Annotated in this window: 7 protein-coding genes; 6 read left to right on the top strand and 1 reads right to left on the bottom strand. The window is 57.5% G+C overall.

Going from position 1 to position 12,331, the window contains the following annotated elements:
* The first annotated feature begins 78 nt into the window (after window positions 1-78).
* The 6 genes from FTO74_RS05660 (at window position 79) to FTO74_RS05685 (ending at window position 10,756) form a co-directional block, all read left to right on the top strand.
* Complete coding sequence (locus tag FTO74_RS05660) at window positions 79-2,043, top strand: S9 family peptidase (RefSeq protein ID WP_162537266.1); 1,965 nt, start codon at window positions 79-81, stop codon at window positions 2,041-2,043.
* A gap of 194 nt (window positions 2,044-2,237) precedes the next feature.
* Window positions 2,238-2,609, top strand: coding sequence for a hypothetical protein (locus tag FTO74_RS05665; RefSeq protein ID WP_162537267.1), 372 nt, complete (start codon window positions 2,238-2,240; stop codon window positions 2,607-2,609).
* Window positions 2,610-2,701: 92 nt separating this feature from the next.
* Complete coding sequence (locus FTO74_RS05670) at window positions 2,702-3,961, top strand: TolC family protein (RefSeq protein ID WP_162537268.1); 1,260 nt, start codon at window positions 2,702-2,704, stop codon at window positions 3,959-3,961.
* A 101-nt stretch (window positions 3,962-4,062) separates the two neighbouring features.
* Window positions 4,063-5,535 (top strand): efflux RND transporter periplasmic adaptor subunit, encoded by a 1,473-nt coding sequence (locus tag FTO74_RS05675; RefSeq protein WP_255462526.1) that lies wholly within the window; start codon window positions 4,063-4,065, stop codon window positions 5,533-5,535.
* Window positions 5,535-8,702: a CusA/CzcA family heavy metal efflux RND transporter gene (locus FTO74_RS05680; protein WP_162537270.1), complete on the top strand. Its 3,168-nt coding sequence runs from the start codon at window positions 5,535-5,537 to the stop codon at window positions 8,700-8,702. Before FTO74_RS05675 ends, FTO74_RS05680 begins: the two co-directional genes overlap by 1 nt.
* A gap of 539 nt (window positions 8,703-9,241) precedes the next feature.
* Window positions 9,242-10,756, top strand: a complete 1,515-nt coding sequence (locus tag FTO74_RS05685; protein ID WP_220399084.1) for a protein adenylyltransferase SelO — start codon at window positions 9,242-9,244, stop codon at window positions 10,754-10,756.
* Window positions 10,757-10,856: 100 nt separating this feature from the next.
* On the opposite strand, the gene FTO74_RS05690 is transcribed toward FTO74_RS05685, so the two are convergent.
* Window positions 10,857-12,149, bottom strand: a complete 1,293-nt coding sequence (locus FTO74_RS05690) for a winged helix-turn-helix domain-containing protein (RefSeq protein ID WP_162537271.1) — start codon at window positions 12,147-12,149, stop codon at window positions 10,857-10,859.
* Window positions 12,150-12,331: the final 182 nt, after the last annotated feature.

The raw sequence follows: 12,331 nt of genomic DNA on the forward strand, positions 1-12,331 counted from the left end.
TGCACGGTCGTCTTGACGATTGTGCAGGGACTTACTTTCACCGTTCGTCAGCATCTGTCAGCATTTAAGGAGTTCCGCATGTCCCGTCCGCTGCTCCCGTTCGTCGCTCTGGCTCTCGCTGCCTGCACCCTGCCGACCTTTGCGCAGGGTAAGCTTACGCTTCAGGATCTTCTCTCCACTGAACCTATCGGGGAGACCGCTCTCTCGCCCGATGGCAAGAGCATCGCCTTTACCCGCAACGGCCAGATCGTCCTGATGCCCGCCGACGGTGGCTGGCCTGCTGCCGTGACCAGCACACTCGGTGGTAAGAGCGGCGTCTCCTGGTCGCCCGACGGTAAGATGCTTGCCTATGCCAGCCAGGGCAGCATCTGGGTGGTCAACGCAGTTGGAGGCGCGCCGCGCCGTCTCACCAACGCGCCTGCGGGCGGAGGTGATCCCCGCCAGTCTGCGGACCGCGCTCCGGTCTGGTCGCCCAAGGGACGCTGGATACTCTTTCAGACTGGCCGCCGGGGCACTAACAGCCTGATGGTCGTCAGTGATGACGGTAATGTCACCAGCTTTCTGACCTCGGCCAAGGAAGAGGCGGGGTCCGGCAAGTGGTCGCCCGATGGAGAGCACATCGCCTACGTCGAGCGCCAGAAGGAGTACTTCAGCGGCAAGATCAAGGTTCTCAACTTCGACGCCCACACGGGCACCCCTGCTGGAGTGCCCGTCGATCTCTACACTGCTCCGGTCGATCGCGGCGGCGGCTGGTCGATTCGTGGAACTGCGTGGTCGCCCGATGGGAAAGAGCTGGCTACGGTCCTGCAGAACTCGGGCTGGGATCACATCTACCTGATCCCTGCCAAGGGCGGCGCGCCCAAGCAGATTACCGATGGCAGCTTCGAGGATGATGAGCCGGTCTTCTCGCCCGATGGTAAGAGTCTTGCCTTCGTTTCTAACCGTGGCCTGCTGGAGAGCAGCAACGTCTGGGTGATGCCTGCTCACGGTGGTGAAGCGCATCTCCTCGCGAAGTTTGATGTTCCCGGTATGAGCACCACGCCCGAGTGGACGGAGGACAGCAGCAAGGTCTACTTCCATCACCAGTCGCCGCTCGAGACGGGCGACCTGCTTGTTGCCGAGGCCAATGGCCAGGGCTCGCCCAAGTACCTGACCCACACGACTCCGGCCAACTTCGCCAGTGCCCAGATTCCCGAGCGCGTCACCTGGAAGAGCAAGGATGGCAGGGAGATCGCCGGTATTCTTTACACCCCCAAGGACGTAAAGCCCGGCACCAAGTCTCCGGCGGTGGTCTGGGTTCATGGAGGTCCCGAGGGGCAAGATGTCTTCCGTATGGACGGCTGGGCCCAGTACCTTGCCCAGCAGGGCTATGTCGTGCTGGAGCCGAACTATCGCGGCAGCAACGGCTACGGTGAGGTCTTCCGCAACCTGAACGTCGAAGACTCCAACGGAGCCGAGGTGGACGACGTGGCCACTGGGGCACAGTACCTCGTCTCGCGCGGTCTTGCCGACTCCACGCGGCTTGCTATCGGCGGCGGTAGCCACGGCGGCACCATGACTGCCTACATGGTCGTCCACTACCCGGATCTCTTCGCCTGTGGCATGGAGCTGTTCGGCGTGGTCGATCGCAAGCTCTTTGTGGAGCGCACGAATCCGCCGTCGGCTGTTCGCTGGATGATGAAGATGGGAGGCTCGCCCACGGAGAAGCCCGAGAACTACCGCAAGGCCAACGTGCTGCTGCAGATCGACAAGGTCAAGACGCCACTGCTGGTCATGCACGGAGAGAACGATCCGCAGGTGCCGCCAGCGGACTCGGCCTTCTTCGTCAAGGCGCTCAAGGAGCATCACAAGACGGTCTTCTACTTCACCTATCCGAATGAACTCCACGGCTTCTCCCAGCCTGCTCACCGTCTCGACGCCTGGCAGAAGCAGCTGGCCTTCATGGAGCACTACATCAATCCGAAGTTCGGCACTACCAGCACCTCGCTCGAAGAGGTTGTCTTTCCCGGCGGCGCTCAAGGCGGCTCGCACTCGGAAAAGTAACTCCTCGACAGCATCAACAAACCCTCGTCCCATAGGTACTTTGTGGGGCGAGGGTTTCTTTTATGCAGAAGGGAACCGGGCAGCCTATGGCATCGCTATCACGTAAGACTGCCGCAGTAATCGAAACCATGATTGGCCGCGAAGGAAGGCTGGGGTTGCTCCCAACCCCGCAAGGTCGTAGTCTAATCTTGGCAATGCGAGTTCTTCGCCAATTCGGTGTGCTGCTCCTGCTGCTGGTGTCATGCCTGGCTCCGGCGATGGCCTGTATGCTTCCCAATGCGGAGATGAGCGCACAAGAGCGTGCCTGCTGTCACATGATGAAAGACCAGTGTGGACAGATGGAGATGCCGGCATCAGATGACTGCTGCCAGAAGACTCCTCCGAGCGTTCACGATAACGCGCTGGCCACAAGGACGGTAGCGTTCCATCCGGCTATTGTGCCCGTTATCTGGCTGGCCGCTGTTGAGATGGTGAGTCCGCCTCCTGCTGTCGTGGGGTGGATTGAGCGTTCCTCCTCCTCCCCGCCAAAGTCCCAGCCCGGGACCATCTCTATCCTAAGAATCTAGTTCGCTCCACTCTCGCACTCTACTTTTGCCGAGCGCGCTTTTCTGCGCGTCTGGCGAATGTTTTGAACTGCATTTGAGATTGGAGCTTTCGTATGAGTATGGTCTCCTGGACCGCTACGCTCGTGCTGGCTGCTGCATCTTCTGCCTTTGGGCAGACGACGGCGGTGAGCACGCCCACGCCCCTGTCCCAGCTTTTAGCTGAGGCTGGGGCAAACAACCCGCAGATCTCCGCAGCCAACTACGGCGCGCGGGCCGCCCGGCAGATGGTTCCGCAGGTGAATACGCTGCCGGACCCGAAGTTCACCTACCAGCAACTGAGCGTGGGTAGTCCGAAGCCGTTTGCGGGATATACCAATAGCGATTTTGCTTACATCGGCGTCGGAGCGTCGCAGGAGCTGCCCTATCCGGGGAAGCTGGGGCTGCGAGGCGCAGTAGCAGAACGCGATGCCGATACAAAACAAGCTGAGGTAGAGGTAACGAAGACCAGCATCGCCGATGCGGTGAAGGCTGACTATCTTCAACTGACCTACCTGCAACAGACGCTTGTGATCCTACAGCAAAATGAGTCCGTTCTCGACCAGCTCATTCAGGACGCCACGGTCCACTACCAGGTTGGCCAGGGGATGCAGCAGGATGTTCTGCAGGCGCAGGTGAACCGGACCAGGATCGTGAAAGAGATCACCATGCACCATCAGCAGATGTGGCAGATACAGGCTCACCTGAAGGGACTGCTCAGTCGAGACCAGGGATCGCCAGACATTGTTGCGGAAGAGCTGATCGCTACTCCGCTGCAACGGAGTAGCGAAGAACTGCTTGCGATGGTGCGGCAGAACAACCCGCAGATTCAGGTTGATGCAAGCTCCATCCAGAGGCAGGACGCGCAGTTGGCGTCGGCAAAGCGTGAGGGCAAGCCGGATTTTGAAGTTGGCTATATGTACCAGAACACCGACCGTAGATATCGGGACTACTACATGTTCACCTTCGATGTGCGCTTTCCGCGCAAGACGCGGGTGAATGCGGAGATCGCAGAGGCTGTGGAGAGGCGCTCTGAATCGCAACAGACGCTCAATGCGCATCTGCAACAGCAGCTCGCGGAGGTGCAGCAGGAGTATGTCAAAGCGACGAGCGATGAGGAGCTGTTGAAGGAGTATCACGAAGGACTGATTCCGCAATCCGATGCGGCGTACCGGGCAACGTTGAGCGCCTATGCGTCGAACCGTGAACCCTTCATTCATGTGCTCTCGTACTTCACCGACCTGCTGAGTCTGAAGCTCGAATATGCTCAGACTCTCGTGGATCATGAAGCTGCTCTGGCCCGCCTCGAATCCCTGACAGGAGCGACACTGCGATGAACAAATATGTTTTGAGAACCTCACTCGTTTGGATCATTGTCCTGGTAGTTGTCGCGGGGGGATGGGCTTATCGTTCTGGTGCAATCAGGCCTTCGAAGGCAATGAAGACGCCAGTGCCGGAAGAGATGCAGCCTGTGGCCTCTGGTCCGGCTGTCGGTGTGAATGAGCCAGTGTCGTCGATGCCGGATATGAAGATGGATGCTCCGCTTGTTCCCGTCCAACTTACTCCTGAGCGGATGCAGAGCATTGGCGTAAGAACAGGCACGGTCGAGTACAAGCAACTGAACGATGACATACGCGCAACCGGCACAGTCGATATCAATGAGCGTCTTCTCTCCTATGTGCAGGTGCGCTTTTCCGGCTATATCCGCAAAGTATTCGCCAATGCGACCTATCAATATGTGAGAAAAGGCGAACCGCTCTTCACCATCTACAGCCCTGATCTTGTGGCGACGCAGCAAGAGTATCTGCTGGCCCGCCAGAACCAGGAGGCTATGAGAGCAAGCACTGTCGATGGCGTTGCTGCGGGAGCGGCCGCGCTTGCGACTGCGGCGGAGCAGCGTCTACAGCAGTGGGATATACCCGAGGCTGAAATCGCAAAGCTGAAGGAAACCGGAAGGCCGGTTGTCGACCTCACGATCAACTCGCCGGTTGAGGGATATATTACCGAGCGAAACGCGATGCCGAATATGTATGCCGAGCCTGCGACCAAGCTCTACACTGTCGCCGATCTGTCGCGAGTGTGGGTCGATGCCCAGGTATTTCAGAATGACATAGGCCGCGTAAGACCTGGGGATGCTACGCAGATTACCGTCGATTCGTATCCGGGGCGCGTCTTTACGGGCCGGATCGAAGAGATTTTGCCGCAGGTGGATATGGCGACGCGCACGGTTCGTGTGCGGTTGGCGATGGCTAATCCTGGACTCAAACTGAAGCCGGGTATGTTCGTGAACGTCGATCTGAAGACCAGTCTGGGACGTCAACTTACAGTGCCAGCTTCATCGGTCTTTCAATCGGGCACGCGGCAACTGGTGTTCCTCAATCGTGGAAACGGTCGTCTTGAGCCGCAGGAGATCACGGTGGGACCTCGTGTCGGCGATGACTTCGTTGTTCTCAAAGGACTCAAAGCACACGAATCCATCGTGACGTCAGCCAGCTTCCTGATCGACTCCGAAAGCCAGTTGCAGGCTGCGGCGGGTTCCTTCGCAGCGACTTCGCCAAGTACTGCGAGCACCACTCCGGCGTCTGCCGCGCAAACGAACATCGACTTCAGCTCCGATCCCAACCCGCCACAGAAGGGCAACAACGTCTTTCGAGTGAAGCTCACTGATGCAGGTGGAAGTCCTACCGTTGGAGCTGAGGTTACCGTCACGTTTTATATGGCGAGTATGCCTGCGATGGGAATGACGGCCATGAACGCGACCACCAGGCTCGTCGACAAAGGCAATGGCGCGTACGAAGGGACTGGTTCGCTCGGCTCTGGCGGCACATGGCAGGTGACCATCTCTGTCCAGAAAAGCGGTCAAGTGATCGCAACGAAGCAACTGCATGTGAACGCGACAGGAGGCATGTGATGCTCTCCAGAATTATTGATGTCTGCGCTCACAATCGCTTCATGGTCTTCACCGGAGTATTGCTGCTCACACTTGCGGGAATCTGGTCGCTGCAACACGTGCCGCTAGACGCACTGCCGGATATATCGGACGTGCAGGTGATCGTTCATACGGGTTGGGAAGGCGAACCGCCCGATGTCATCGAAGACCAGGTGACCTATCCGATCGTCACCAGCCTGCTGGCTGCTCCGCACGTCAAAGCAGTTCGCGCGCAGACTATGCTGGGTGACTCCTACGTCTATGTCGTCTTTGAAGATGGCACGGATCTTTACTGGGCGCGCTCGCGTGTCATCGAATACCTGCAACAGATCAGTGGGCGTCTGCCGGAGAACGTGCATCCTTCGATTGGTCCCGATGCAACTGGGGCGGGGTGGGTGTATGAGTATGCCATCGTAGATAAGAGCGGAAAGCACAGCCTTGCCGACCTGCGCAGCTTGCAGGACTGGCATCTGCGCTATGCGCTCGAGACCGTGCCGGGAGTAGCTGAGGTGGCCAGCATCGGCGGCTTTGTTCGGCAGTATCAGGTGCAGCTCGATCCCAGTAAGCTCCTTGCCTATGGCATACCGCTTTCTACTGTCATCGACAAGGTGAAGATGAGCACGAATGAGGTCGGCGGTCGCGTGCTTGATCTGAGTGGAGCGGATTACATGATCCGTGGGCTCGGCTATCTGCGCTCGCTCGATGACCTCGCCATGGTTGCCGTTGGCAGCAAGAATGGGACGCCTATCTTGATACGCGATCTGGGAACGGTGAGCTTTGGGCCGGATATACGCGAAGGTGTTGCGGAGTGGAATGGAGAGGGGGAGACCGTTGGCGGGATCATCATCATGCGTCAGGGTATGAACGCATTGAACGTCATCAACGGTGTGAAGCAGAAGCTGCGTGAGATAGCGCCGTCACTTCCGCCCGGTGTTCAGATTATGACGGGATATGATCGTTCCGATTTGATCAATGCATCGATAAGAACATTGCAGCGCGATCTACTCGAAGAAGCAGTCATCGTCAGCCTGGTTGTCATTATCTTCCTGTTTCATTTCCGCTCCGCTCTCATCGCGATTATTGCGTTGCCCATCGCAGTGCTGATGTCATTTATTCCGATGTATTGGCTTGGGGTAAGCTCAAACATCATGTCGCTGGGCGGCATCGCTCTGGCAGTAGGGGTGCTCGTCGATGCTTCCATTGTGATGGTCGAAAACGGTTACCGCCATCTATCGGAACGACAGGAAGGCGATGCCAGCCCGGTATCGGAGCCGGAGCGGCAGACGATCCTTATCAACGCGGCCAAGCAGGTTGGTCCGGCTCTTTTCTTTTCATTGATTATCATTGTTGTTTCCTTCATGCCGGTCTTCCTGCTCGAAGCGCAGGAAGGACGAATGTTTCGCCCGCTGGCATGGACCAAGACCCTTGCAGTCGGCTCTTCCTCCATCCTCGCGATCACGCTTGTGCCAATTTTGATGGTGATGTTGATTCGAGGCCGTTTGAGGCCGGAGCGCAGTAACCCAATCTCGCGCATCACGCAAACGATCTATCTGCCGATCTTGAAGTTTTGCCTGCGACATCGATGGCTCACCATCGTGGTCAACCTGATCTTTCTGTTGGTCACATTTCCACTTGCGTCGCGTCTGGGAAGTCAGTTCATGCCCGCTCTCTTTGAAGGTTCAACCCTCTATATGCCGACTGCTCTGCCCGGTATTTCCATTGAGCAGGCGAAGGTTCTCCTGCAGCGGCAGGGCCGTATTCTTCGCAGCTTTCCGGAGGTGTCCAGTGTGTTCGGTGCGGTTGGCAGATCGGACAGTGCAACCGACAATGCGCCGCTGGATATGTACGACACCACGCTCATGCTCAAGCCTCAGGAGCAATGGCCCGTTGGGATGACATACGAAAAATTGATTCAGGAGATGGACGAGAAGCTCCAGTTTCCGGGGCTCTCGAATACCTGGACAAGCCCGGTCGAAAACCGCCTGGATATGGAACTGACCGGCATCAAGACACCGCTGGGGATGAAGGTGCAGGGGCCGGATGTCAATGGCATTCAGCAGCTCGCCACGCAGATTCAGAACGTTCTTTCGGGACTGCCGCAGGTGCGATCCATCTTTTCTGAGAAGGTAGCGCAGGGCTTTTATATCAATGTCGATGTCAAACGTGAGGAGGCTGCTCGCTACGGCCTCACGATTGCTGATGTGCAGATGGCGGTCTCGTCCGGCATCGGGGGACAGAATGTTGCGGAGAACATCGAGGGCCGCGAACGCTATCCCATCAATGTCCGCTACCAGCGAGACTTTCGCGATAGTGTCGAGAAGCTGCGCGGCGTTTTGATCGGTACTCCTTCGGGCGCGCAGATTCCACTGGGGCAGGTTGCACGTATCTTTTTTACACGTGGCCCTGCGATGATTCGGGACGAAGATGGCGCGCTGACGGGATATATCTACCTCGATCTCAAAGACTCCGATTACGGCGGCTTTGTCGCACAGGCAAACAAGCTCATTCACCAGAAACTTGCCTTGCCTGCAAATTACACCTTCCAGTGGTCGGGGGAGTATGAGCTTGAAATGCGCGCGAGGCAGAGATTGCAACTGATTCTTCCGATCGTCTTTTTCGCGATCTTCCTGTTGCTGTATCTCGTGTTCCACTCAGTAGCCGAAGCGCTTGTCCTTATCTTCCCAACCATCTATGCGATGAGCGGAGGGTTGCTTCTGCAATGGTTGCTTCACTACAACTTCAGCGTTGCGGTGGCGGTCGGTTACATTGCGCTCTTTGGAATCGCGGTAGAAACCGGCGTGGTCATGGTGGTTTATCTCCACGAGGCGCTCGAACATAAGCTGCAATCCGGCAAGGCGTTGACGAATGCCGATGTCGAGGAGGCAGCGATTGAAGGCGCTGTCCATCGTTTGCGGCCAAAGCTCATGACAGTCTGCGCTGTGCTTGCCAGTCTGGTTCCGATTCTCTGGGAGTCCGGCATTGGCTCTGATGTGATGAAGCCCATCGCCGCGCCCATCGTTGGGGGAATGATTACTTCCACCATTCATGTCTTGATTCTGGTTCCAGTCTTCTTTGTCATGATGAAGGAACGCGCGCTAAGACGAGGAACCCTTGTCTCAAAGGAGATGGGTTCCACATCGACCACTTGAACTCATATATGCAATTGAACCTTTAGAACACGAACTTGGCTGCTAGTTGAATCGGCCGTGAAGAAGCTGCACTGACGATGCGGCCAAAGTTTGTGGTGTCCTCAACATTTCCATTGACTGAATACGGCCATAGAACTGGGTATGGTTGAAGGTATTGGAACTCTCGAATCGAAAGTTAAGGTTTTCATTGCTTGAGAGACGCAGATTCTTCTCCAGTGCGAGGTCGAAGTTAAAGGTTGGCTTGTCGTTGCGTCTGTCGGTGTTGATATGCAGCGGCCCCGGGAGCGAGTTGTCGGAGTTGTCGAAGAGTGTGACAGGAAAGCCTGTGGCGAAGCGCGTTGTGCCGGATCGGCTCCAGCCGTCCTCTACACAGAACGCTTCAAGTTCATCTGAAGCTATCGCGTGTTCGGGGTGATTCCATCGTCAGCATGCTGTGGAGGCCGATGTTTGGCAGGTATCCCGTATTCCCGACATGAGCCGGTTGACCGTTAGCAGTGCTTCGCTGAGCGAGATCTCTCGAAATCAAGCACAATATTTGAATGATGGAAGTAAAGTATCCCGCGCCCGGAAGTGTTCACTTCAATTTCAAAAACAGCTATGCCCGGCTGCCGGATGGGTTTTATGCGCGGATTGCTCCGACCCCCGTTCCTGCTCCACGGCTGATAAAGCTCAACGTGGAACTCGCCGGAAGGCTTGGCCTCGATATTGCTGAACTAGCCAGCGCGGAGGGGATTGCGATCCTGGCTGGCAATCGCGTGGCAGATGGGTCCGAGCCGCTTGCGATGGCGTATGCGGGGCACCAGTTTGGATACTTCGTCCGCCAGCTTGGCGATGGCCGCGCAAACCTTCTCGGTGAAGTCATCGGGAGAGACGGCGTGCGTTATGACATCCAATTGAAAGGTGCTGGCCGCACACCTTTTTCACGCAACGGGGATGGAAGGGCTGCACTAGGTCCGGTCTTGCGGGAGTATATCGTTAGCGAGGCGATGGCCGCGTTGGGAGTGCCGACGACGCGTGCGCTCGCGGTGGTCGCCACGGGGCAGCCGGTGTATCGAGAGACGGTTCTTCCCGGTGCAATCCTGACGAGGGTGGCAGCGAGCCATCTTCGCGTGGGAACCTTTCAGTACTTCCTTGCTCAAGGGGACGTCGAGGATATTCGCAGGCTCGCGGACTATGCCATTGCGAGGCACTATCCAGAGGCTGCAGATGCCCCGCGGCGGTATCGGGCATTGCTGGATGGGGTGATCGCCCGGCAAGGGAAGCTGGTCGCACAGTGGATGCTGCTTGGGTTTATTCACGGAGTTATGAATACCGACAACACTTCGATCTCCGGCGAGACAATCGACTATGGTCCGTGTGCTTTTATGGAGGCGTACCATCCGGGCACGGTGTTCAGCTCGATTGACCACCAAGGACGCTACGCGTACAGCAATCAGCCTCATGCCATGCACTGGAACCTGACGCGTCTGGCGGAATCATTGCTGCCTCTGCTTGTCGAAGAAGAGGGCAGTGAAGAATCCGGGCTGGCATCGGCGCATGAAGCTCTGGAGAAGTTTGGCATACACTTCGAAGCGGCCCGCGACGCGGGGATGCGACGGAAACTTGGATTCGTCCTTGAGCGTGAGGAAGATACTCTGCTGGCCGAGGACCTCCTGAAGCGAATGGCGGAGAACGGGGCTGACTATACGTTGACCTTCCGCAGGCTATGCGATGCCGCCGCGGGCATAGAAGGCAATCAGGGCGTACGAACACTGTTTGCCGATCCTGCGGCCTTCGATGCCTGGGAGACAGTCTGGCGTCAAAGGCTGATGAGGGAATCCGTCTCGGCAGAGGAGCGCGCTGCGCAGATGCGACAGGTGAGTCCGGCCTTCATCCCGCGTAATCACCTTGTGGAAGCAGCATTGCGGGCAGGAATCGAGCGGCAGGACTTCCAGCCTTTTGAAGAACTGCTGGATGTGTTGGCGCACCCATACGACGACAGACCGGGTATGGAACGGTATTCTTTGCCCGCACGTCCCGAGGAACAGATCAGCAAGACATTCTGCGGGACATAACAAGACCCGCAAGAGTGGCTGTGTTCATGCAGCTCGCAGACTCTCTAACGATAATCCTGGGGGAGAACATGGACCAGTCAGCAGGATTGAGTTTCGGCTTCTACTTGCCGCGCACCCTCTTGGCAATGATCGAGGTATAGGTGGCATTTCCCTGCAGGCTTTGGGTTGCCAGAAGCAGCTCAAAGGGAGGGATTGTGCCATCGGGATTGGCAATCGACTTCAGCCAGGCTGAGAAGCGGGCGCTGTCCAGCACAAATCTACCTGCTGACTGCGTGCCCGAGATCCACATTCCAGACAGAACCAGGATCATGCCCTGCCCGCCGGGATTGGGAAGATAGGCAACGTCGCCATAGACATTGGCGGCTCCGAAGTTGCCGTGGTTGTCCTTATATCCGTAGATGCTGATTTCGCCCGCGCGAGGATTGCGGTTGAGATACTGAAAACCGCGCTTGCCATCGGGAACGAGGACGAAGTTCAACGATGACTCGGCCAGAGAAATCCACGGATTCTCCTGCCGGGAGCCGAGCAGGATCAGGTTCGAGGTTGCAGCATCCGCCGCCCTGAGATCTCGGGCAAAGACCGTGCCCGCGTTCGTCGGAGTCCACTGCGGCAGATGGGATAGCTGCTCTGCAAGATCGGCGTCAACGAAGCTCGTGTAGCGGCGGGAAGATATATCGAGCGTCAGGTCCACAGAGGCTTCGGAGCGGATGCCCCTGATCCGGTCGGGGTTCTGGTAGTCCCCATCGAGATAATCCTCGAGTGAGACCTCATGGCCGGTGATGGTCTCGTAAAGTGACAGACCATTATCGCCGGAGACGATGATCGTTCTGGTCTTGCCATTCGCGGAGAACAGGGTGTCCCAGAATCGGCGCTCGATCGGGGACTGGGAGTTGCTGGCGCGACCGGCTGCCAGCATTGCATCTCTCCGCAGATGCCTCACCATTCCCAGCAGCAAGCCTCCTGCGAGGAGAGTGGTCAGAACGGAAAGAAGGACGATGCTCCTGGAGCCGAAGATGCGTTTGCCGGAGGGGGCAGGTTCCTCAAAGGTGAGTGGAGCAGCAGGCCAGGCTTCGTGTGGCTTCGTCGTATCGGAGGCCGGGAGGTCGGGTTCGGATGGAGCTACGGACGGGGCAGGGGATGACGTTAATGTCTGCGCCGAGTCCGTGCTCGCTCCTGGGTAGAAGCGCGGCACGTAACCGCCGCGTGGGATCTCGATACGCAGCGGTTCATGTCTGCCCTCGCCACGAAAGTACTGTTCCAGCTTCTGCCGGAGTCGGGTCGCATGAGACCGAACGATGCTGTCGGCTGCAGAGTCGTAATCCGGCGATCTACCAAAGACGGCAACGCCGATATGCTGCTCGTTGATCTCCTCGAATCTCTCCAGAATGGCCATACGGCAGACATATGACAGGAGCTTGGGTAGCTGCTCCGAGCGGGCAAAGGAGGGGGAGTTGGTGATGCGGACTACAAGCTCCCAACGGGGATCCGGTATGCCGCTTTCCCGTGTGGGGGGAGCCGTCGAACTAAGGGTGAACACGATTTTATTCGTAGCCGATCCACGTGAATGGGGAATGA

This window comes from Granulicella sp. WH15 (assembly GCF_009914315.1).
Taxonomy (GTDB): domain Bacteria; phylum Acidobacteriota; class Terriglobia; order Terriglobales; family Acidobacteriaceae; genus Edaphobacter.